We start from the raw sequence: 24452 nt of genomic DNA, 5'->3' as shown, positions 1-24452 counted from the left end.
TTACCAAACGCTCAGGGTCAGCGAACGCTACTGTTGGCTACAGAGGGCGGGTAACGGGTTCACAGTTGGACTTCTGTGAATCATTCAGGTGCACGTTCGTATCAATGAAAATGTCTAGTCCGTCAGCATTTTTTTATATCCCTGTAGAAATCGCCGCGTGCTCTTCCCCCAGCCACCCTGATTAAGAGTTTCATCTGAGGCGCTCCCTGAAAAAAGGCGGGGAATATCCGGGTTGGACAACCCCCGATCCGACTGCTTTATTCAATACCCAAGTGATAAGCAGTCTTTACAACTGCCATGGAGTCAGCGGGGGCTGCCAGGGAGAAACTGATGTCCTTCAAAGTCATGATGGTGTTTGGCACACGACCGGAGGCCATCAAGATGGCCCCTCTTGCACGCGTTTTGCGTCAATGGCCGGGTATCGAACTGAACATCTGCTCTACCGGCCAGCACCGGGAGATGCTCAAGCAGGTTCTCGATTCGTTCGAGTTGGCGGTCGATGAAGACCTGCAAGTGATGACGCAGGGTCAGACCCTCAACGGCCTGTCGGAACAACTGTTGGAACACCTGGACTCAGCCTATGAACGAGTGAAGCCGGATATCGTGTTGGTCCATGGTGACACCACCACCAGCTTCATCGCCGCCCTCGCCGCTTTCAACCGTCAGTTGCCCATCGGCCATGTCGAGGCCGGATTACGTACCGGCAATCTGCGGGCACCGTGGCCGGAAGAAGCCAACCGGCACCTGACAGGGGTGATCGCCGACCTGCATTTCGCGCCGACCACCAAAAACGAAGACAATCTGCTGCACGAAGGCGTACCCAAGGCCAACATCGAAGTCACCGGCAATACCGTGATTGATGCCTTGGTGTGGATGCGCGATCACCAGGAAGCGACCCAGTGGCACCCCGCCGCGGATTCACCGCTGGCGGTACTGGATGACGACCGGCGCATGGTGCTGATCACGGGTCATCGCCGCGAGAACTTCGGCGGTGGCTTTCGCAACATTTGCCTGGCACTGGCCACCCTCGCCGAGCGTTACCCCGATGTGCAATTCGTCTACCCGGTGCACCTCAACCCGCAGGTGCAGAAAGCGGTCTACAGCGTGCTGTCGCACAAACCCAATATTTACCTGATCGCACCACAGGACTATCAGCACTTCGTCTGGTTGATGGGCCGCGCGCATTTTATCCTGACCGATTCCGGCGGTATCCAGGAGGAAGCGCCGGCGATCGGCAAACCGGTGCTGGTGTTGCGCGATGTGACCGAGCGGCCTTCAGTGCTGGAAGGCGGGACCGTGTTGCTGGTGGGCACCGATACCGATCGCATCGTCAAGGAGGCCAGCCTGTTGCTCGACGACCAGGCCACCTTCGAACGCATGAGTCGCGTGCACTGCCCGTTCGGCGACGGCCATGCCAGCGAACGGATCGCCAATCGCCTCGGCGTTTGGCTCAAGCACCGCGCGGCGGCGGGTAAAAAGGCATGAGTCTTGGCTTGGTCGATTTCTTCGCCTACGTGCTCTTCGGCCTCAAATACCTCGCCATTGTCCTCGCCCTGTTGATGTTCGTGCTGGGGCTCGATGATTTGTTCATCGACCTCGTGTACTGGACCCGCAAGCTGATTCGCCGCTGGCGGATCTACGAAAAATTCAAGCGCGCCGACGAGCAACGCCTGTACACCATCGGCGAAAAACCGCTGGCAATCATGGTGCCTGCATGGAACGAAGTCGGCGTGGTCGGGGAAATGGCGCGCCTCGCGGCCTCCACCATTGATTACGAGAACTATCAGATTTTCGTTGGCACCTACCCCAACGATGCGGAGACCCAGGCCGACGTCGATGCAGTCTGCTTGCACTACCCCAACGTGCACAAAGTCATCTGCGCCCGCCCCGGCCCCACCAGCAAGGCCGACTGCCTGAACAACATCATCGACGCCATCCTGCGTTTTGAAAGCGAGGCGAAAATCCAGTTTGCCGGGTTCATTCTTCACGATGCCGAAGACGTGATTTCACCGATGGAACTGCGCCTTTTCAACTACCTGCTGCCGAGCAAAGACTTGATCCAGATTCCGGTCTACCCCTATGCCCCGGAATGGAAAGGCTTCACCGCCGGACACTACGTTGACGAGTTCGCCGAAAGCCATGGCAAGGACGTGATTGTTCGCGAGGCGCTGACCGGCCAGGTGCCCAGCGCCGGCGTTGGTACCTGTTTCAGCCGCAAGGCGGTCAGCGCTTTGCTAGAAGATGGCGACGGCATTGCCTTCGATGTCCAGAGCCTCACCGAAGACTACGACATCGGATTTCGCCTCAAACAGAAAGGCATGAAGTGCATCTTCGCTCGCTATTCCGTGAGCGACCCGAAGCTGGCGCTCCAACAGCCGTGGGTGTTTGGCATGGACCGCGCATTTTCCCAGGTGATCTGCGTGCGCGAACATTTCCCTCGGGATTTGCAGCACGCGATCCGGCAAAAATCGCGCTGGATCGTCGGCATCGTGTTCCAGGGCACCAAAAACCTCGGCTGGAGCACCACGGGCCTGCTCAATTACTTCCTGTGGCGTGATCGTCGCGGGCTGATCGCCTACCTGTTGAGCTTTATCGTCAACCTGCTGTTTGTCGTGTTGCTGGCGATGTGGCTGGTGACGGTGATCGCGCCCGAGTCCTGGCGCTACCCCTCGATCCTTGCCGACAGCGCCCTGCTCAAAGCACTGCTCTGGCTCAATGGCCTGATGCTGCTCAACCGGTTGTTCCAGCGCGGCTGGTTTGTCACTCGCTACTACGGCATCGTCGAAGGTCTGCTGTCGGCGCCACGGATGATGTGGAGCAACTTCGTTAACTTTTTTGCCAACGTGCGGGCTCTGCGTCAGGTCATGGAAATGGGCGATTCGCGCCGCGTGGCGTGGGACAAGACCACCCACGAGTTCCCCGCACTGACCCAGGCGAAACGCACACCGCTGGGTCATCGACTGGTGGAAAAAGGCCTGCTCACGGAAGACCAACTGGACGCCGCCATCACCAACCCGGTCCGCCGGCGCCTCGGCCATGAACTGTTGCTGCGCGGACACATCGACACCACGCAACTGGTGCAAACGCTGGCCGAACAACTGGACATGGAATGGGCGCCGCTCAACCCGTTCAAGCTCGACAAACGCCTGATCGACGCGGTCCCGCGTAAAGTTGCCACGCACTATGGCGTACTCCCCGCCGCCGAAGAAGGCTCAACGCTGGTGCTGGCCGCCGAAGGCCCGGTCAGCCAGGTGTCGCTGGGAGCCATCAGTCGCCAATTGAAACGTCCGGTGCGTTGTCGCCTGGCCCCTCAGGGACGGGTGACATTAGGGATCCGCTATTGGTACCCCAGCCTTCGGCAAAGTGCCGATGTACATCACATGCTCGAAGTGCTTGAACAGCATCAGGACGATGAAGATCTTCTTGAGCGCGTCAGCCACCATCAGGTTTTGCTGGGCAATTTGCTGCAAGTGCGAGGCATGGTTCCACCGTCGCTGTTCAATCAGGCATTGATCGACTTCGATGCCGAGCGCATGTCGCTGGGCGAACACCTGATCTCGCGCGGCATCATCACCCGGCAAGTGCTCGAGCAGGCGCTGGAAGATCAGGCCACCGAACAGCAAGCCGCTTTCGCCATTGCCAGGGAGGTCGAATGAAGCCCGGCAATCGTCAACGCCTTCTCGTCGTCAGCCTGTTGCTGGGCCTGAGTACCCCTGTTGGGGTGCAGGCCGAGCCATTGACCGATTTTGAGCAGTTCCGCAGTTTCCCCTACATGGACCGCAGCTATCGCGAGGCGAAAAAAGGCAACTGGGCCGAAGTCGAACGGTTGATGCGGCACCTGCTCGGCAAAGTGCCAAAAAACGACGAAGCTCGAGCCTTGCTGGTGCAAGCGCTGGCTAAACAGCGACGCTACAAGGACGCGGTACAGGCGCTGCCCGACAACCCGAACAACAGCGACGCCTTGCTCAACCTGCGCCTGACCTGGATCGAACAGGATCCGCCGGGTAGCGAACAGGTCGAACAGTGGATTGCCACCAGCACCCTGAACCAGCGAATTCGCCTGTGGCAGGCCTACAGTCTGAGCCTGGCCAAGTTCGGCGGCGCGGCGCGGGCGCATGACTGGTTGGCGCAACTGGCGCCCAAAGGTGATCGACGAATCCTGCAATTGGCCAAGGCCAACTGGTCAGAGCAGTTACGCGACTGGGAAGGCACCATCAAGGAACTGGCGCCCCTGGCCGCGAACAAGCAGCTGGATGCACAAGGTTGGCAGCGGCTGGCCAACGCCTACGTGCAGCGCCTCGACGAACAACCGTTGCAACAACTGCTGCAACAGGCGCCCACGCCGGAAGCCGCGCGCAAGGCTCGACTGGCCATGGTCGACCGGGCAATAGCCATGGGGCATATCCAGCAGGCGCAACGCTGGATGCAATCGCTGCCAGCCGCCGACCTCGCCGATCCGGCCCAGCGCCAGCGTTTGTGGGAATTGGCGCGGGAAACGGGCGACAGCGCCACCGTGCAACGCTTGAGCGGTGAATTGCAGCGCCCATGCCTGGAAACGGCCGAATGGCTTTCGCGTCATGACCCACAAGCTGCGCTCACTCAATTAAACCGTTGCCAACCCAAGGACGATCCCCAGGCATGGCTGGTCCTTGCCCAGCGCCTGCAAGCCACTGACCTGTTGCAAAGCACACGCTTGCCCGAGCCTTGGGACACGCGGCGCCGCGAGCGCCTGCTGGATGTCTGGCAAAACGAAGGTCGCAACGACAAAGTCCTGGCGTATCTTGCCGACCAACCGCAAACCGCCGAAGTGCTCAAACGCCGCGCCGAAATGCTCCAGGTTTTGGGGCGTCATGCCGAAGCCGCTGCGCTTTGGGAGCGGCATTACCAGCAGACCGGCAACCTGAATTCGCTGAATCAGGCCAGTTATCTGGCGCTCAATGCCGGCCAGCGCGAACACACTCAACAACTGCTCGAAAGCGCCTACGATCGTCACGGCGGCAAGCTCCCACCCGCCACGCTGCAACGCCTGGCCGGCTTGTATGCCTCATCGACACCGACGGCCGCGCAACAGCAGCGCATGATATCGCTGCTCAATCGCGTCGACGCCGCGACACGCGGCCAACTGCTGGCGCAACTGGCGGAGAATGGCCAGTGCACGGCTGTGCAACAAGTCGTCGGCGATCACCCGTCAGGCGCGGGTGACTACCGTGCACTCGGTCGATGTGCCATGCCGCAACATCCCGGTGAAGCAGTGGTGTATTACCAACATGCGCAGAAACTCGGCGACCGCGGCAGCCGCCTGCCGCTGGCCTATGCGCTTGAAGCCGCCGGGGATTCTGCCGGTGCCCTGGCCATTTGGCGCAGCATCCCGCCCGGAGAATTGAGCGACAACGCCAGACTCACCGCCAGCCGCAGCGCCCTCAATGTCGGCGACGCTCCCGCCGCTGAACGCTATTGGCAACAAAGCCGCGAGCGTGGCGCCAACGAATGGGCATTGGGGGCAGCCATTGCCGACGCCCGTGGCGATCACGCGCTCGCCTTGCAACGCCAGCGTTCCGCGCTCCAGCAGTCGGCGGATGCCGGGCATTTCTACGCGGCATCGGTGACCGCGCAAAAGGCTGGCGACTTGCCGCAAAGCACCGCGTGGCTGGCCGAAGCCGTGCGCCGCGAACCGGACAATCCACGCTATCGCGCCGATTACGGCATGCGCCTGGCCGGTGCCGAAACCCCGGAAGAACGCGCCCGTGCAGTCCCTTATCTGCAAAGCGCAACCCGGGATTTTCCAGAGGATTACCAGCTCGGTGAAACCCTCGCCTGGCGCTACGACGAAATCGCAGACAGTGCCTCGGCCCGCAAGGAACTGCGCCGGGTCATTGATCTGGAGCAAAACCCGGTAGCGGCCAACGACGCAGAGGGCAGCATGGAGGCGCGCCGTTACCGCCAGCGCCGCGCCCACGAATCGCTCTCGCGCCGCGACACTTTCACCATCGCCAGCACCTGGTCACCGGCGGGGGTTTCGACCAACGACATCCTGCTGCCTGATGACACCACAGGCTCCAGACGCCGCTCCAGTTCGCAAAACGTGCAACTGGCGATGTGGGACCACGCACTCGGCGAGGAGCCCAGTCGCGCCGGCAGTACGTTGTCGGTCTACGGGCGCGTGTTGCTCGGAGGCGTCGGCCGTTCAAGCTACGCCGAGTCCCTCGGCACCGGTGTCGGCCTGCGCTACAAACCTTGGGGCACGGCGAACATCAATTTCTACGGCGAGATCTACAAGCAAAGTCAGTTCGATGACCAGGACAATCATGGTTTGAGTCTGGGGCAAATGCTGGTGCCGGAGAAACTCGCCGATCAGGTCGAGGATCACCGCAAGGACGGCCACACAACAACAGACTACCTGCTGCGCGCCACGGCTTCGTTTCTCGACCAGGGACGATTCCGCAACGATTGGCGGGTCGACGAGAGCGACTGGGAGGAACGCTTTCTCTATCTCGACGCGGCGTGGTGGACCAAGGCCGGTGACCATCAATGGTTGTCACGTTTCCAGCAAGGCCACACCTGGAAACTGCCGTTCAACGGCGCGCAAACCCTCATGCCTTATGGCTTTCTCGAATTCGCCAGCCAGGACCCGAGCAATGACTGGCGCCAGGACCTGCGCACGGGTATCGGCCTGCGCTGGCAATGGTGGTTTGACGACGACGTCTACAATGCCTATCGCGCTCACCTGTCCGTGCGCACCGAATACCAGCAATCGTTGGGCGGCAATTTGTATGAAGGCGGCAACGGCGTGCTGTTGGGCGTGGAGTTGAATTTCTGATGCGGCATTTCCTTTTGATTGTGTGCCTGTTGCTTGGCAGCGCGGTGACCCATGCTGACGAGCGGGTTTTCTATCAACCGCTGAACGTCGATGCCAGCCTCAGCGAATCGCAATGGCGCAACGTCTGGCGAGATACCGTCAAACAGGGCACCCGCACGCTGATCGTGCAATGGAGCGCTTACGGCGACGCCGATTTCGGTGGCGCCGATGGCTGGCTGGCCAACAGCCTGAAACTGGCGCGAGAACAAGGCCTGAACCTGGTACTGGGGCTATACATGGACCCGGCCTATTACCAACGTATCGATGAGCTCGACAGTGCCGGTTTGAGCAGTTATTGGCAGGCGCAATTGGGACAATCGCTGGCGCAACAACAACGGTTACGCAACACGTGGAAGCTGCCCGTCAGCGGCTGGTATTTGCCGATGGAACTGGACGACCTGCATTTCATGGCGGCAGATCGCAGGCAAGCCCTGCAGCGTCAGCTCAAGGATTTCGCCGGCAAACTCGATGCGCCGTTGCACGTCAGCAGTTTCAGCGCCGGCAAACTTGCGCCGCAAGTGAACGGCCAGTGGTTGGGTGAACTGGCGAACGCGGGGCTTCAGGTCTGGTGGCAGGATGGCACCGGAACCGGTCGCTTGCCTTTGCTGGTGCGCAACGGTTACGCCGCGGCATTGCCCTGCTCCATCGGCATCGTCCACGAAGCGTTCCGCCAGGTCAGCGCCAGCGGGCAACCCTTCCGGGCCGAACCTGCCAGCCCGCAGGTGTCATCGCCGGGCTGTCATCCCACAGCGGTGTTTTCCCTGCGTTACCGGCCTTGGGGAAAGGTGATTCTCGACAACCAACGCAAGCACAAGGGCGACGATGTACAAAACCATTGAAGACGAAGTCCTGAAGAAAACCGCGCCAGCCGCATTGAAAGCTGAATTTCTCCAGCATGAATTCGAACGACTGCACACATTCTGCGTGCTGATTTACCTCGCCAGCATCGCGGTCTGGTTTGCCTACGACCTGATCCTCAGTTTTATCGGTGACCAGAGCTTCACGTGGCGCTCACTGGTGTTCATCGGTGTCTTCACGATCCTGGTCGTCGTTTTGCTGTTTACCCGCAGCGCCCGGAAGTTCCAGTGGTTGAACCTGGTGTTCGTCTTCACCATCGCCTTGGGCACGCGCTTGTTGATCGAAGGTGTGCCCGAAGACCACCAACCGGCCTGGTTGCTGCTGGCGGCATCGACCACGCTGTTTACCTCCTCGGTGTTGCCGCTCAATCGCTGGGCGTTCTTCGCCGCGCAAATCATCACCTGGGCATTCCTCAATCCCTTCTACGACAGCGGGATCGAAACGCAAGAACTCAAGGGCGTGATGGCCCTCAGCTATTCGACATTCATTTGCGCACTGACCCTCTACAGTTTCATGACTTTGCGTAAAGCCAAACTCTACAATTTCATCATGTCCAAACTGCTGCTGGACCAGGCGTACATTGACACGCTGACGGAAATCCCCAACCGCCGTTCGTTCATGACACAGGCCGACAAGCTACTGCACGCGGTTCCGCGTGAGCTCGATCACTACCTGGCGATGGTGGATATCGACAACTTCAAGAAGGTCAACGATGTCTACGGTCACGACATCGGCGACGAAGTGCTCAAGCGCATTGCGCAAGACATCAGAGCGGTGATGGGCCACTTCGAGTATGCGCGACTGGGCGGCGAGGAATTTGCAGTTTATCTGGCGGGGGTTCGCCGTGACGATGTCGAGGCCTTGGCCGGCGAGCTGTGCCGGGTGGTGCGCGAACAACCGACACAGCATCCGGTGACCATCAGCATTGGCCTGACTCGGGTGCTGGAGGACGACACGTTGAACCAGGCGCTGATCAAGGCGGATGCGGCCTTGTATGAGTCAAAACATTCAGGGAAGGACCGGTTTACCTTTCATGGTCAGACTTGAGTTTTTGGTCGCGTGATCCATTGCTATCGCTGGCAAGCCAGCTCCCACAGGTTCAGCGTAAACCCTGTGGGAGCAGCTTACTGGCGATAGCGCACTGGAGGACGTCATCGACGGCAAGCCAGGCGCCTACATCTTTTGTATAACCTGGTAACAATCTCCCCTCTTATCTCGAGGGAAACCGGTCAGAATGCCATTTCCCGCACTCAATCCGAGACCCTTGCCGACATGCGAACCCATCTGCGTCTGGCTGCCTTGAGCGCCCTGTTCATTTCTTCGTTGGCCCAGGCCGCCGAACTGATCCCGATCGAAGTTCATCGCGACGCCAATTGCGGCTGCTGCAAAAAGTGGATCACCCACCTGGAAGCCAACGGCTTCAAGGTCGAGGACCATGTCGAAGCCAATATGAGTGAGTTCAAGCAACAACATGGCGTCCCTCCGCGCCTGGCGTCCTGCCACACCGGTTTGATCAACGGCAAATTCGTCGAGGGTCATGTACCGGCCGATCAGGTCCTTGCCCTGAGCAAACGCGACGATCTGCTAGGCGTCGCCGCTCCCGGCATGCCCATGGGTTCGCCCGGCATGGAGATGGACGGCATGAGCGATGCCTACCAAGTGATCGGCCTGAAAAAGGACGGCACCGATAGTGTCGTGGCGGATTACCCGGCCCATTGATTTTCGGCGCCTACATCGGTTTGTTCCTGGCGGCGTTCGGCGCCGCTACCCTGCTGCCATTGCAGTCCGAAGCGCTGCTGGTGGGTTTGCTCCTCAGCGACAAGTATTGGCTGTGGGCACTGTTGGCCGTAGCGACACTGGGCAACGTACTCGGTTCGCTGGTGAACTGGTGGCTGGGGCGCGCCATTGAGCGCTACCGTGACCGGCGCTGGTTTCCGGTCAGCCCTGCGCACCTGGAAAAAGCCCGAAACAATTATCAGCGCTATGGTCACTGGTCACTGCTGCTCAGCTGGTTGCCGATTATCGGTGATCCGCTGACCCTGGTGGCCGGCGTGATGCGTGAGCCCTTGGGGCGTTTCCTGCTGATCGTGACCCTGGCCAAGGGTGCCCGTTATGGCGTTGTGGCGCTGGCCACTTTGGGCTGGATGGGTTGAACCAAGTGGGGCGGCGATTGCCTTGTTAATGTCGTCCTAATCATTCCGATCCAGCATCGACGGATTTCCAATGGAGTTCACCCATGCCCTTGACCCGCTCATTCTGGCTTCCCGGCCTGCTGCTGACCGCATCACTGCCGGCCCTTGCGGCTGAAGGCCCAGCGTACGGCCCCGAGTTGCAAGGCTTTGAATACCCTTACACGGTCAAGCACTTCGCCTTCGAGTCCCAGGGTAAATCCCTGCAAATGGGCTACATGGACGTCGCCGCCCATGGCAAGGCCAATGGCCGCAGCGTGGTGCTGATGCACGGCAAGAATTTTTGCGGGGCCACCTGGGAAACGTCGATCAAGGCATTGAGCGACGCCGGTTACCGGGTGATCGCGCCGGACCAGATCGGTTTCTGTACGTCCAGCAAGCCTGACCACTATCAGTACACATTCCAGCAACTGGCGAGCAACACCCAACAATTGCTCAAAGCCCTCGGCATTCAGAAAGCCTCCCTGCTCGGCCACTCTACCGGCGGCATGCTCGCCACCCGTTACGCGCTGCAGTATCCCGATCAGGTTGAACAACTGGCCCTGGTCAACCCCATCGGCCTGGAAGACTGGAAAGCCATCGGCGTGCCCTACCGCAGCGTCGATCAGTGGTACGAGCGTGAACTGAAGGTCAACGCCCAAGGCATTCATGACTATCAACGCAGCACTTACTACGACGGCCGCTGGAAGCCGGAGTTTGACCGCTGGGTAGACATGTACGCCGGCCTCGCCAAAGGCCCGGGCAAGACTCAGGTCGCCTGGAACTCGGCACTGATCTACGACATGATCTTCACCCAGCCGGTGTATTACGAATTCAAGGACCTGAAAGTGCCGACCCTGTTGTTGATCGGTACGGCAGACAGCACGGCGATCAACAAAGACCTCGCGTCTCCCGAGGTCAAGGCGAAGATCGGCCGATATGACGTACTCGGCAAGCAGGTGGCGAAACTCATTCCCCAGTCGACACTGGTGGAATTCCCGGGCCTGGGCCACGCCCCGCAGATGGAAGAACCGGCGAAATTCCACAAGGCCTTGCTCGACTGGCTGAACAAAACCAACCCCGTGCGTTAAAGAGGTAAGGCTGATGGCGGTGCAGATTGCAGTGATCGACGATTGGCAGGACGTAGCGCGCAACGTGGTTGACTGGTCGGAACTGGAAAACGTCGGCCAGGTGAGTTTCATCCACGACTACCCTGCCGATCACGAAACCCTGGCGCAGCGCCTGGAAGCGTTCGAAGTGATTTGCGTGATGCGTGAACGTACGCGATTCGACGAAGAGCTGCTGCGGCGCCTGCCCCGGCTGAAACTGCTGGTGACCGGCGGCATGCGCAACGCCGCCCTCGATTTCAAGGCTGCGGCGGCGCTGGGCATTCAGGTGTGCGGCACCGACAGCTACAAGCACGCCGCGCCGGAATTGACCTGGGCATTGATCATGGCCGCCACCCGCAACCTCGTGGCCGAAGCCAATGCCCTGCGCAGCGGCCAATGGCAACAAGGCCTGGGGGGTGATTTGCATGGCAAGACCCTGGCGATCCTCGGCCTGGGCAGCATTGGCCAGCGAGTGGCGCAGTTCGGCCAGGTGTTCGGCATGCGCGTGATCGCCTGGAGTGAAAATCTCACCGCAGAGCGGGCGGCGCAGGTTGGCGTGACCTGCGTCAGCAAGCAGGAACTGTTCGAACAGGCCGATGTGCTGTCGGTGCATCTGGTGCTCAGCGACCGCTCCCGAGGCCTGGTGGACGCCAAGGCCTTGAGCTGGATGAAACCCACCGCACTGCTGGTCAACACCGCTCGCGGGCCGATTGTCGATGAAGCGGCACTGATCAAGGCCTTGCAGAAACGGCAACTGGCAGGAGCGGCGCTGGATGTGTTCGATGTCGAGCCGTTGCCGCCCCTTCATCCGTTCCGGACCCTGGAGAACGTGCTGGCGACGCCGCATGTCGGTTATGTCAGCCAGCAGAATTACCAGCTGTTCTTTTCGCAAATGATCGAAGACATCAAAGCCTGGGCCGCTGGAGAGCCTATCCGGTTGCTCAATTGATACCGGGGCATCGTTCATCGCGAGCAAGCTTGCTCCTGCAGGAATTGTTGCGAATCAACAAACCTGTGGGAGCGAGCCTGCTCGCCATGAGGCCCTGACAGCCACCACGCCAGCCAAACCCACGCACCGCAATGGTGCGCCGCTACTGTTCACCCACGCACATCGTTGTGACAGTCCTGCTTCATTTCTTTGCAAAATCTCAAAAAAACATGCCCTTCGTCGGTGCGATTGCCCCGCGATCCGGCACGTCCGTACCTCTTTGAGCCGATTGTCGAACAATTTTGCCATATGGCCTTTCCCGCTCTAAGTTCTGGCCTAGACTCATTTTCGCGGGGTAAAACCGGTCGGTCACAAAGTGAAAAAAAAGTCGAAACTTTTGCCACCGGTGGTCGGTCGACTGAACGGTAGGTGCGTTGCGACTGGTGCAATCCTTGCAATGGCTAATCCACCCATTCTGCTTCAGCGCATTGGGCAGCGCTTGCTCACTGTTGCGCAGCGTTTTAGTGCCCGGCCACAGGAATTGGCCACCCAACCGTTTGCCAGACGTGAGAATTAGATCAACAACACGGGAGATTCATATGATCAGTGCGGCTTTAGATGTACAGGGAGAACGTGCTCATCAGCATGTCGGCGAATCAAGCACCGTGAGTGGTCCCGCCGCCCAATCGATCAGTGTTCCCGGTAGCAAGACTCTGGCCCCCGTGGCCAGCCAGAATCCGAACAAGAAAAAAGTATTGTTCGTCACTTCTGAAATTGCCGATCTGGTGAAAACCGGTGGCCTGGGCGACGTTTCTGCCGCGCTGCCCCGGGCCATGGCGCATTTGCACGATGTGCGGGTGCTGATCCCCGGTTACCCGCAGGTGCTGCACAGCGAAAACCCGATTCACATCATCGGCGAGCTCGGTGGGCATGCCGCATTGCCGCCGTGCAAGATCGGGCGCATGGACATGCCCGACGGTCTGGTCATTTACGTGTTGATCTGCCCTGAGCTCTACGAGCGTGAAGGGTCGCCCTACGGCGCCAACAATGGCCGCGACTGGCCGGACAACCACATTCGTTTCGCCCGCCTGGGCCTGGCAGCGGCCGACATCGCCGCCAACCTCGCACAAATTCACTGGTGCCCGGACCTGGTGCACGCCCACGACTGGCCCGCAGGCCTTGCGCCCGCTTACATGCACTGGCGCGGGCAACGCACCCCTACGCTGTTCACCATCCATAACCTCGCGTACCAAGGTGTGACCAGCCTGGGCTCCTGCCCGGAACTGGGTATTCCCCATCACGCGCTGCAACAGGAAGGCATGGAGTTCTACGGCAAGATGTCGTTCCTCAAGGCCGGCATGGCCTACTCGAGCCACATCACCACCGTCAGCGCGACTTACGCCCAGGAAATCACCACACCGGATTTCGGCTGCGGTCTCGACGGTTTTCTTGCCGCCAAGACCCAGCAAGGATTGCTCAGTGGCATCCCCAATGGCATCGACGAAAGCTGGGACGCGGCCACTGACGCGCATCTGCTATGCCCCTTCAGCATCGGCGACTGGGATGGCAAGGCCGCCAACGCCGCCCATGTGCGCGAGCTGTTTGGCCTCGAAGACTCCGAGGGCCCGCTGTTCGCCGTGGTCTCGCGTCTGGTTTACCAGAAAGGCCTGGACCTCACCGAAGCGGTGTCCGAATACATCGTCAAATCCGGTGGCCAGATCGCGATCATCGGTCGTGGCGAGCCGGAAGAAGAACAAGCGATGCGCGAGCTGGCCCTGCGGTTCCCGGGGCAGATCGGCGTGCGCATCGGCTTTAACGAAACCGATGCCCGACGCATGTTCGCCGGCAGCGATTTCCTGTTGATGCCCTCGCGTTATGAACCCTGCGGCTTGAGCCAGATGTACGCCCAGCGCTTCGGTTCCCTGCCGGTGGCGCGCAATACCGGAGGCCTGGCCGACACCATTGAAAACGGCGTGACCGGTTTCCTGTTCGATGAATCCACGGTGGAAAGTTATCAGGAAGCCCTGAGCCGTGCGTTCAAAGTCTTCGCCTTCCCGGGCTTGTTGCATGCCATGCGCTGCCGGGCGATGGCTGCGCCATTCAATTGGTGCAAAGCCGTCGAACCCTATGCCGAACTCTATGAACAACTGGTTGCCAAGGCCTTGGGGAAATCGCACAAACAATAAGAGGTTTTGAAAATGCCGTTACGGACCCTTGAGACCTGGCCCCACGGCGCAATCAAGCTGGACGCAGAACAGACGCGATTTGCGTTGTGGGCGCCAGATGCGTTTTACGTCAGTGTCGAGTTGGAAAATGGACAGTCCTTGCCGTTGCTGCCTCAGGCCGACGGCTGGTTCGTGATCAACACTCGCTGCCCTGCCGGGACACGTTATCGGTTTAACATCGATGGCGAAATGGAGGTGCCCGACCCGGCCTCCCGTGCCCAGGCCGGCGACATCGACCAACACAGCCTGGTGGTCGACCCGCTTGCCTATCAGTGGCAACACAGCACCTGGCTGGGGCGACCGTGGTGCGAAGCGGTGATCTACGAGTTGCACGTTGGCGTCCTCGGTGGCTTTCAAGCGGTCGAGCAGCAACTGGCTCGTCTGGTCGAGCTGGGCGTCACCGCGATCGAGCTGATGCCCATCGCGCAGTTTCCCGGTGAACGCAATTGGGGTTATGACGGCGTGCTGCCGTATGCGCCCCAGGCTTCATACGGTACACCTGAACAACTCAAGCACCTGATCGACACTGCCCACGGCCTTGGCCTGGCGGTGATTCTCGACGTGGTCTACAACCATTTCGGGCCGGACGGCAACTACCTGCATCGCTACGCCAAAAGCTTCTTCCGCGAAGACAAGCACACGCCGTGGGGCGCGGCCATTGATTTTCGTCGGCGCGAGGTGCGGGACTTTTTCATCGAAAACGCCTTGATGTGGCTGCTGGAGTACCGCTTCGACGGTCTGCGCCTGGACGCCGTGCATGCCATCGAGGACCCGGATTTCCTCCAGGAACTGGCGCAACGGGTGCGTCAGCAGACCGATCCGTTACGGCATGTCTGGCTGATGGTGGAAAACGAACACAATCAGGCCAGTTTGCTCGAGCAAGGGTACGACGCGCAGTGGAACGATGACGGCCACAACGCGCTGCACGTTTTGCTGACCGGCGAAACCGACGCCTACTACGCTGACTATGGGCAAAACCCCACCGAGCAATTGGCCCGCTGTTTGAGCCAGGGCTTTGTGTTTCAGGGCCATATCAACCGCCATGGCGAGGCTCGCGGAGAACCCAGCGGGCATCTGCCGCCCAGCGCCTTTGTGTTGTTTTTGCAGAACCATGACCAAATCGGCAACCGCGCCTTTGGCGAGCGCCTGCATCAACTGGCCCATCCTGAGGCTTTGAAGGCTGCAACGGCGTTGTTGCTGCTGTCGCCGATGATTCCGCTGATGTTCATGGGTGACGAGTTCGCGGCCGAGCAGCCGTTTCTGTTTTTCACCAGCCATCACGGTGAGCTGGCACAACTGGTGCGTGAAGGACGGCGTAACGAGTTTGCCGCGTTCAGCGCCTTTACTGATCCGCATAAGCGCGAGCAAATTCCCGACCCGAATGCGCCGCCGACGTTCGAAGCGTCCCGGCCGACGCTGTCAGCCAGCGAGCCATCGGAGGTCTACGAGCTGTACCGGCACCTGTTGCAACTGCGCCACCAGCACATCATCCCGCGCTTGCCCGGTGCCCATGCGCTGGACGCCAGCGTACTGGCTCCGGGCGCGGTGAGCGCGAGCTGGCGCCTGGGCGATGGCAGCCAGCTGCGCATCGACCTGAACCTGAGCCCCAAACCGCTGCAGCACAAGCCGCCCAACGACGCGAACTGGCTGTTCGAACATCCTTCAGGGTCTGCCCGACAACTGCAACTAGGCACCCTGCCCCCGTATTGCGCGCTTGTCAGCCTCACGGCCGCAACCCCTTTGCTACCCCTTGATGGAGAGCGCCAATGAGTGATGCGCAACTTGAAATCCTTGCAAGCCGCGCCGGCCTGGCAGTCGACTGGATCGACGCCAATGGCCGCCCGCAAAAAGTCGCACCCTCAGTGCTGCGCAACGTCCTCACCGGCCTGGGCCACCCGGCCGGCAGTGCCCAGGAAATCGATGCCAGCCTGCAAGAACTGCAACGGGTACAAGATACCCGGCACCTGCCACCCCTGATGACCGTGGACGTCGGCGCCGGGCTCGACCTGGCCCGCTACTTCGAGCCGCAGACACCCTGCGAGATTCACCTTGAAGACGGCTCACGACTGAATCTGAAACTCGATGCCGAAGCGATTCTGCCGGGGCTGATCCCGGTGGGTTATCAGCACGTCAGCATCGACGGACAAACCTTTACCCTGGCCGTGGCCCCGGAACGCTGCTTCAGCGTCGGCGATGCGGTCGACAGCGCGATCCCCCGCACCTGGGGCCTGAGCGTTCAACTGTATGCCTTGCGGCGTGCCGGCGACGGCGGGTTCGGTGATACCCAGGCGCTGGAAGATCTCGCGCGGGTAGCCGGCGAGCGCGGTGCCGAAGCACTGGCGATCAGCCCGCTGCACGCGATGTTCAGCAACGATACTCAGCGTTACAGCCCTTATTCGCCGTCCAGTCGTTTGTTTCTCAATAGCCTGTACTGCGCGCCGGGGGCCATTCTCGGTGAGCGGGCCATGCGCGCCGCCATTGATGCCACGGGCCTTGGTGACCGACTCAAGCACCTTGAAGAACTGCCACTGATCGACTGGCCTACCGCCGCCGAAGCCAAACACAGACTATTGCAGGCCCTGTACGAGGGCTTCGTGCATGGCGAACACCCATTGCACGCCGACTTCAGCAGTTTTCGCCACGCCGGTGGCGAAGCCCTGGAAAACCACTGCCGCTTCGAAGCCATCCAGGAAGCCCGGGCCGCCAAGGGTGAAAGCCTCGATTGGCGTGAGTGGCCGGAACAATGGCGCAACCCGCGCAGCGCCGCGCTGGCTGAATTCGCCGAAGAGAACGCCGGGCGCATTGGTTTCTTCGCCTTCTGCCAGTGGTTGATCACCCGCTGCCTGGAGCGCGCGCAAGCCGCCGCCCGCAGCAGTGGCATGGGCATTGGCCTGATCGCCGATCTGGCGGTGGGTGCCGATGGCGGTGGCAGCCAGGCCTGGAGCCGCCAGGATGAATTGCTCGCTGCGCTGACGGTTGGCGCGCCACCGGACATTCTCAATCGCACCGGTCAAGGTTGGGGGATCTCGGCGTTTTCACCGGAAGGCCTGGTGCGCCACGGTTTCCGCGCCTTCATCGAAATGCTCCGGGCCAATTTCGCCCATGCCGGAGGCCTGCGGATCGACCACGTCATGGGCCTGCAACGTTTATGGGTGATCCCCAACGGCGCATCACCCGCCGACGGCGCCTACCTTTATTACCCGGTCGACGATTTGCTGCGCCTGCTGACGCTGGAATCCCATCGGCATCAGGCCATCGTCCTCGGCGAAGACCTTGGCACCGTGCCGGATGGCCTGCGGGAAAAACTCATCGTCCGTTCAATTCTGGGCATGCGTGTGCTGCTGTTCGAGCAGGACAACACTCACTTCAAGTCGATTCTCGAATGGCCGGACAACGCCCTGGCGACCACCAGTACCCACGACCTACCGACGCTCAATGGCTGGTGGCATGGTCGCGACATCGACTGGAACGCCCGCCTCGGCATGGTCGATGCCAACGGCGAAATCGAGTGGCGCCAACATCGCGAACGCGAGCGTGAAGGCTTGCGCCGGACGTTGAGCCAGGATCCGCAGAACTTTCGCGAAGAGTCCCACGAGACCGATCAGGTGCTCGACGCCAGCGTGCGTTTCCTCGGCCACACCCGTGCGCCGCTGGTCTTGTTGCCGCTTGAGGATGCACTGGGAATCGAGCAGCAGGCCAACCTGCCCGGCACCATCGATGCCCACCCGAACTGGTCGCGACGCCTGCCCGGTTACAGCGAAGCACTGCTCGATCACGAAGACGCCGCCCGGCGTCTGGAACTGCTCGCCTGTGCGCGACTCCAGGCGGCCGAGCGTGACCAATGAATCAAGCGACGATGCTGCCCTTACGGGCAACCCTGCGGCTGCAATTCCATAAAGGCTTCACCCTGGACGATGCGGTGCCTCTGGTACCGTACTTCGCCCGCCTCGGGATCAGCCATGTCTACGCCTCGCCCCTGCTGAGCGCCCGCGCCGGCTCGATGCACGGCTATGACGTGGTAGACCCGACCACCGTCAATCCGGAGCTGGGCGGCGAACCCGCACTGCGGCGTCTGGTCAGCGCGTTGCGCGGGCAAAACATGGGGCTGATTCTCGACATCGTTTCCAACCACATGGCGGTTGGCGGCAACGACAATCCCTGGTGGCTGGACTTGCTGGAATGGGGACGGCTGAGCCCGTACGGCGAGTTCTTCGATATCCAGTGGCACTCGCCCGATCCGTTGATGGAAGGACAGCTGCTGTTGCCATTTCTTGGCAGCGACTACGGCGTCGCCCTGCAGGACGGCACCTTGAAGCTGCGCTTCGATGAGCGCGGTGGGTTTTATGTCGAACATTACGATCATCACTTCCCCATTTGCCCCAGCCATTACGGTGAACTGCTCAAGGCCGAAGCCGAGCCGCTCAGATTACTGGCCGACCGTTTCAGCACCCTGAGCTATCAAACTGACGCCCACAGCCTGGCGATTCCGTTGAAAGACGAGTTGCGCGAACTGGCCAGCCATCCCGCGGTTCTGCAAGGCATCGAGAACAATCTGAAAGCCTACGACTCGCAGACCAGCGAAGGCTTCCAGCGACTGCACGACCTGCTGGAACGCCAAAGCTATCGCCTCGCCAGTTGGCGCACCGCCGCCGATGACATCAATTGGCGGCGCTTTTTCGATGTCAACGAACTGGGTGGATTGCGGGTCGAGCGTCCAGCGGTATTCGAGGCGACCCACGCGAAAATTTTCCAACTGGTGGCTGAGGGGCTGGTCGACGGCTTGCGCATCGACCATATCGACGGTCTGGCTGATCCACGGGGCTACTGCCGCAAACTGCGGCGGCGAGTCGACAGCTTGGCGCCGGGCCGGCACTTGCCAATCTACGTCGAAAAAATCCTTGGCGAAGGCGAAACCCTGCACCGCGACTGGTCGGTGGATGGCACCACCGGCTACGAATTCATGAATCAGTTGTCGCTGCTGCAACACGACCCCGACGGCGAGACAACCTTGGGTGAAGTCTGGCAACGCTACAGCGAACGCCCGGCCGATTTCCGCCAGGAAGCGCAACTGGCGCGGCAGCAGATCCTCAATGGCTCGCTCGCCGGGGATTTCGAAAGCGTGGCCCAGGCTTTGTTGCAAGTGGCCCGGGACGACCTGATGACCCGCGATTTGACGCTCGGCGCGATCCGGCGAGCGTTGCAGGAATTGATCGTGCATTTCTCGGTGTACCGCACTTACATCAGCGCCCTTGGACGCTCGGCCCAGGACGAGGTGTTTTTCCAGCAGGCCATGGACGGCGCCCGCCAGACACTGGGCGAGGCCGACTGGCCGGTGCTCGACTGCCTGGCCAATTGGCTCGGTGGCGAGGCCTGGCGCAAGCGCCCTGCCGGACGCCTGCGCAAGCGCCTCAAGCATGCCTGCGTGCGTTTTCAACAGCTGACGTCTCCCGCCGCCGCGAAAGCCGTGGAAGACACCGCGTTCTATCGCTCGGCGGTGCTGCTGTCACGAAATGACGTGGGCTTCAGCACCGAGCAATTCAGTGCGCCGGCGGCCGATTTCCATGAAGCCAACCGCAAGCGTCTGCAGCTGTTTCCCGACAACCTGCTCGCCACCGCGACCCACGATCACAAGCGTGGCGAAGATACCCGCGCGCGCCTGGCCGTCTTGAGTGAGCGCAGTAAATGGTACGTCGAACAGATCGGTCTCTGGCGCGCCCTCGCCCGCCCGCTGCGCGACGATGACCAGATGCCGTCTGCCGGTGATGAACTGTTTCTCTATCAAGCGCTCCTTGGCAGTTGGCCGCTGGACTTGCGCCCCGACGACCAACAGGCGCTTGAAGCCTACGCCCAACGCATCAGCCAATGGCAACGCAAAGCCCTGCGCGAAGCCAAGTTGCAGAGCAGCTGGAGCGCGCCCAACGATGTCTACGAACAAACGACCGAACGCTTCACCCAACGCCTGTTGCTGAGCCCTGAAGGTGACCTGTTGCGCACCGCCCTCGCCAAGGTAGCCCGGACGATTGCCGTACCCGGCGCCCTGAATGGATTGGCGCAAACTTTGCTGCGCATGACCGTGCCGGGTGTGCCGGATCTTTATCAGGGCAACGAGTTCTGGGACTTCTCGCTGGTCGATCCGGACAACCGCCGCCCGGTGGATTACGCCAGTCGCCAACAGGCCTTGCAGCAGCCGTTCGATCTGCCTGATCTGGTGGCGCACTGGCGCGACGGGCGCATCAAGCAAGCCTTGATTGCGCGGACTTTAAACCTGCGTGCCGAGCACGCCGAGCTGTTTCGACACGGCACTTACCAGGCGCTCGACATCATCGGCAGCCAGGCCCATCGGGTGCTTGGGTTTGTTCGCGAATGGGAGGGTAAACGCGCCATCGTCATCGTGCCGATCCGTTGCGCGCCGCTGCTGGAAAACGGTGCCGTGCCACACGTGGACGCGCCGCAGTGGGGCGATACCCGGATCCATTTGCCGTTCACCACTGCAGACGAAAATCTGAAGGGACTTTTTTCCAGCGCCACAGTCACAGAACACAAGGAGCTGTTAATCAGCGACGCGCTGGGGGATTTCCCGGTCAATCTCATTATCCAAACTATCGACACTTGAGTTCAGTTCAGGAGCATTGCGATGAGTACCGACGATAAACGCATCCGCGAGTTTGCCTATCAGATCTGGGAGTCGGAAGGAAAACCCGAAGGCCAGGAATCGCGCCACTGGGAGATGGCGCGCAAGCTGGCAGAGGCCGAAGCCCTGGCGCCGAAAAAACCGCCGAAGGCGCCGGCCAGCAAACCTGCCGTCAGCAAAACCGCCAATGGCAAGGCAGGCGAGGTCAAGGTGGCAGCGGCGAAGGCGAAAGCCAAACCGGCCGCGGCGTCTTCCGTCGTTCCTCCCGGTGAAAAAGCCGCCGCGAAAAAGCCCCGCGCGGCACGAAAACCGCCAGCGGTCTGATTTTCAGCTGTAGTCCTGAATGAGTAAGTGGCGGGTCAGCTCGCCACTGCGGGCGCGCTCATCCCCGCAAAACACCTGTGGGAACGAGCCTGCTCGCTGCCACACGTTCCGTATCCGTTTTTGTCCATTGCAGGAGCATCTATGACCCGTCCAAAAAAAGACACGCCAGCCCCCCATGCCGAGCCCTCGCGAATCCGTGAAGGCCTGCCCTTTCCGCTGGGTGCGACCTGGGATGGTCTAGGGGTCAACTTTGCCTTGTTCTCTGCCAACGCCACCAAGGTCGAACTGTGCATTTTCGATGATGCGGGCGAAGTGGAACTGGAACGCATTGAACTGCCGGAATACACCGACGAGATCTACCACGGCTACCTGCCTGACGCCCATCCGGGGCTGATCTATGGCTACCGCGTCTACGGTCCGTATGACCCGGCCAACGGACATCGCTTCAACCACAACAAGCTGCTGATCGACCCTTATGCCAAGCAATTGGTCGGCCAGTTGAAATGGTCCGAAGCGTTGTTCGGCTACACCATCGGCCATCCCGACGCCGACCTCAGTTTCGATGAACGTGACAGCGCGCCTTACGTGCCCAAGTGCAAAGTCATCGACCCTGCGCACACCTGGGGCCATGACCATCGCGTCAGCGTGCCGTGGGACAAGACCATCATCTATGAGACCCACGTGCGCGGCATCAGCATGCGCCACCCTTCCGTACCGGAAAACGTACGCGGTACCTTCGCCGGCCTGATGGTCGACGACGTGCTGGAACACATTCGTAAACTCGGCGTGTCGACCGTGGAGTTGCTGCCGATCCACGCCTTCGTCAACGACCAGCATCTGCTGCACAAAGGCATGACCAATTACTGGGGCTACAACAGCATCGCCTTCTTTGCCCCCGACCCGCGTTACCTGGCCAGCGGCAAGATCGCCGAATTCAAAGAGATGGTCGCGCACCTGCACGAAGCCAATCTGGAAGTGATCCTCGACGTGGTCTACAACCACACCGCCGAGGGCAACGAGCAAGGCCCGACCCTGTCCATGCGCGGCATCGATAACGCCTCGTATTACCGCTTGATGCCCGATGACAAACGCTTCTACATCAACGATTCCGGCACCGGCAACACCCTTGACCTGAGCCACCCGTGCGTGCTGCAAATGGTCACCGACTCCCTGCGCTACTGGGCCTCGGAAATGCATGTCGACGGTTTCCGCTTCGACCTGGCGACCATTCTCGGGCGCTACCACGACGGTTTCGACGAGCGCCACAGCTTCCTCGTGGCCTGCCGGCAGGACCCGGTGTTGCGCCAGGTCAAGATGATCGCCGAGCCATGGGACTGCGGACCTGGCGGTTATCAGGTCGGCAACTTCCCGCCGGGCTGGGTCGAGTGGAACGACAAGTTTCGCGACACCGTGCGCGCTTTCTGGAAAGGCGACGATGGGCAACTGGCTGACTTTGCCAGCCGCATGACCGCTTCCGGCGAGATGTTCAATCAGCGTGGCCGGCGGCCGTATTCCTCAGTGAACTTCATCACCGCCCACGACGGTTTCACCCTCAACGATCTGGTGTCGTACAACGACAAACACAACGAAGCCAACGACGAAAACAATCAGGACGGCAGCAATAACAACCTGTCCTGGAACCACGGCGTCGAAGGCCCGACCGACGACCCGGAAATCAACGAATTGCGGCATCGGCAAATGCGTAACTTCTTTGCCACGCTGCTGTTGGCCCAGGGCACGCCGATGCTGGTGGCCGGCGACGAGTTCGCCCGCACCCAGGACGGCAACAACAACGCCTATTGTCAGGACAGCGAAATCGGCTGGGTCAATTGGGACCTCAGCGAAGACGGCAAGGCGCTGCTCAAGTTCGTCAAACGCCTGATCAAATTGCGCCTGGCCTACCCGATCCTGCGGCGTGGACGCTTTCTGGTCGGCAATTACAACGAAGACATTGGCGTCAAGGACGTTACCTGGCTGGCGGCGGACGGCAGCGAAATGACCACCGAACACTGGCACGATGCGCACAATCGCTGCATGGGCATGCTGCTTGATGGCCGCGCACAGGAAACCGGCATTCGCCGTAAAGGCGCCGACGCGACCCTGCTGCTGGTGGTCAATGCCCATCACGACATCGTCAACTTCCTGCTGCCGGAAGTGCCGGACGGTGGGTTCTGGACCTGCATGATCGACACCAACCAGCCGTCGATCCGCGGCCAGGAGCGTTTCAAGTTCGGTCACGAGTATTCGGTCACCGGCCGCTCGCTGCTGCTGTTCGAGTTGCAACGTGAGGAAGAGGAGTAAAAACATCCGCGGTGTACCGGCCAGCTAAAAAATCGCCGTTGGGAACCTCGGACGCGACGGATAACGTTCCATGAGCAATACTCGATTCGCGGCATTCCAGGGTTGGGAATGCCGCGCATCGTTATCAACCCGCCCTCACGGGTCTTGTCAGCATCGGGCACGACTGAAGGCGTAACGACACAAGGACGTAGCCTCATGAAACCTGTTTCCCTCAACGAAGGCAGCCTGCCAGCACAGATCTGGAACAGTGCCCTGCAACTGGACAACATCCCGGTCATCAGCACGCAATCCCTGGTTCCGCCCGGTGCCCGTGCCGTGGTGATCGCCCCGCATCCCGGCGACGAAGTGGTGACCTGCGGCGGCTTGTTGCAACTGCTGAGCACGATGGGCCACCCCCTGCAATTGATTTCGATCACCGACGGCAGCGCCAGCCATCCGGGCTCGCAGCAGTGGTCGGAAAAGCGCTTGAGTGTGTTTCGTTCCCAGGAGAGCGTCGAAGCCCTGCGTCGGCTTGGGTTGCCGATGCACAGCCTGAAATGGATTCGCGGCGGCTTCACCGACAACGTCCTGGCTGAGCACGAACTTGAACTGACCCAATTCATAGCCCGTTACCTGCGCCCCGGCGACGTGGTGTTCAGCACCTGGGCTGCGGACGGTCTCAGCGACCATGATGCCGTGGGCCGTGCCAGCGCCAACGCAGCAACCATCGCCGGCGCGACATTCAACGAAGTGCCGGTCTGGGCGTGGCACTGGCCAGCGCGGGATCGCGAACTGATCCCCTGGCATCGCGCGCGCAAGCTGCGCCTGGACACCTGGACAGTCGCCCGTAAAAGCCATGCCACCCATGCTTACGCCAGTCAGCTGGACGGCGAACCCGCCATCGGCATCGCCCCGCTGTTGCCCCGAGTGCTGCTGGAGCGAATGCGTTTGCCCTATGAAATCGTGTTTGTCTGAATTGAGCGAATCCTGAATGCTGGATCCTGCTTGCTCCTGCAATTGAACGGAGCAGATCACGCGATCACCCAAACTGAACTGCCCGTCGCTGTATCAGT

Annotated in this window: 16 protein-coding genes; all 16 read left to right on the top strand. The window is 60.8% G+C overall.

Annotated features, from left to right (window positions below; translation table 11 throughout):
* The first annotated feature begins 330 nt into the window (after positions 1-330).
* The 16 genes from wecB (at position 331) to KHO07_RS12765 (ending at position 24354) form a co-directional block, all read left to right on the top strand.
* Positions 331-1485, top strand: coding sequence for a UDP-N-acetylglucosamine 2-epimerase (non-hydrolyzing) (wecB, locus tag KHO07_RS12840; RefSeq protein ID WP_212627406.1), 1155 nt, complete (start codon positions 331-333; stop codon positions 1483-1485).
* The gene (gene nrfB / locus KHO07_RS12835) at positions 1482-3656 is read left to right on the top strand and encodes a cyclic di-3',5'-guanylate-activated glycosyltransferase NrfB (protein ID WP_212627405.1); all 2175 of its coding nucleotides are present in this window, start codon (positions 1482-1484) and stop codon (positions 3654-3656) included. Before wecB ends, nrfB begins: the two co-directional genes overlap by 4 nt.
* Positions 3653-6817: a phage receptor gene (locus KHO07_RS12830; RefSeq protein ID WP_212627404.1), complete on the top strand. Its 3165-nt coding sequence runs from the start codon at positions 3653-3655 to the stop codon at positions 6815-6817. The genes nrfB and KHO07_RS12830 overlap by 4 nt, the downstream gene beginning before the upstream one ends.
* Positions 6817-7695, top strand: coding sequence for a DUF4434 family protein (locus tag KHO07_RS12825; RefSeq protein ID WP_212627403.1), 879 nt, complete (start codon positions 6817-6819; stop codon positions 7693-7695). Before KHO07_RS12830 ends, KHO07_RS12825 begins: the two co-directional genes overlap by 1 nt.
* Complete coding sequence (locus KHO07_RS12820; RefSeq protein WP_212627402.1) at positions 7679-8761, top strand: GGDEF domain-containing protein; 1083 nt, start codon at positions 7679-7681, stop codon at positions 8759-8761. Before KHO07_RS12825 ends, KHO07_RS12820 begins: the two co-directional genes overlap by 17 nt.
* Before the next feature lie 225 nt (positions 8762-8986).
* Entirely contained in the window at positions 8987-9433 is a 447-nt protein-coding gene (locus KHO07_RS12815; RefSeq protein ID WP_212627401.1) for a DUF411 domain-containing protein, read from the top strand.
* Positions 9433-9867 (top strand): YqaA family protein, encoded by a 435-nt coding sequence (locus KHO07_RS12810; protein WP_150734565.1) that lies wholly within the window; start codon positions 9433-9435, stop codon positions 9865-9867. Before KHO07_RS12815 ends, KHO07_RS12810 begins: the two co-directional genes overlap by 1 nt.
* Positions 9868-9950: 83 nt before the next feature.
* On the top strand, positions 9951-10973 hold the full coding sequence (locus KHO07_RS12805; protein WP_150734282.1) for an alpha/beta hydrolase: 1023 nt from the start codon (positions 9951-9953) through the stop codon (positions 10971-10973).
* A 13-nt stretch (positions 10974-10986) separates the two neighbouring features.
* The gene (locus tag KHO07_RS12800; RefSeq protein WP_212627400.1) at positions 10987-11940 is read left to right on the top strand and encodes a D-2-hydroxyacid dehydrogenase family protein; all 954 of its coding nucleotides are present in this window, start codon (positions 10987-10989) and stop codon (positions 11938-11940) included.
* 578 nt (positions 11941-12518) lie between these two features.
* Positions 12519-14105, top strand: a complete 1587-nt coding sequence (glgA, locus tag KHO07_RS12795; RefSeq protein ID WP_150734284.1) for a glycogen synthase GlgA — start codon at positions 12519-12521, stop codon at positions 14103-14105.
* Between the two features lie 12 nt (positions 14106-14117).
* Positions 14118-15914, top strand: a complete 1797-nt coding sequence (treZ, locus tag KHO07_RS12790) for a malto-oligosyltrehalose trehalohydrolase (protein ID WP_212627399.1) — start codon at positions 14118-14120, stop codon at positions 15912-15914.
* Complete coding sequence (gene malQ, locus KHO07_RS12785; protein WP_212627398.1) at positions 15911-17989, top strand: 4-alpha-glucanotransferase; 2079 nt, start codon at positions 15911-15913, stop codon at positions 17987-17989. Before treZ ends, malQ begins: the two co-directional genes overlap by 4 nt.
* Positions 17986-20757, top strand: a complete 2772-nt coding sequence (locus KHO07_RS12780; protein ID WP_212627397.1) for a malto-oligosyltrehalose synthase — start codon at positions 17986-17988, stop codon at positions 20755-20757. The genes malQ and KHO07_RS12780 overlap by 4 nt, the downstream gene beginning before the upstream one ends.
* Before the next feature lie 21 nt (positions 20758-20778).
* Entirely contained in the window at positions 20779-21099 is a 321-nt protein-coding gene (locus tag KHO07_RS12775) for a DUF2934 domain-containing protein (protein WP_212627396.1), read from the top strand.
* Between the two features lie 141 nt (positions 21100-21240).
* Positions 21241-23400 (top strand): glycogen debranching protein GlgX, encoded by a 2160-nt coding sequence (gene glgX, locus KHO07_RS12770; protein WP_212627395.1) that lies wholly within the window; start codon positions 21241-21243, stop codon positions 23398-23400.
* A gap of 195 nt (positions 23401-23595) precedes the next feature.
* The gene (locus KHO07_RS12765) at positions 23596-24354 is read left to right on the top strand and encodes a PIG-L family deacetylase (RefSeq protein WP_150734290.1); all 759 of its coding nucleotides are present in this window, start codon (positions 23596-23598) and stop codon (positions 24352-24354) included.
* The last annotated feature ends 98 nt before the right edge of the window (positions 24355-24452 follow it).

It is taken from the genome of Pseudomonas sp. PP3 (genome assembly GCF_905336995.1).
GTDB classification, from domain to species: Bacteria; Pseudomonadota; Gammaproteobacteria; order Pseudomonadales; family Pseudomonadaceae; genus Aquipseudomonas; species Aquipseudomonas reinekei.
This window is presented reverse-complemented; position numbering and strand designations above follow the sequence as displayed.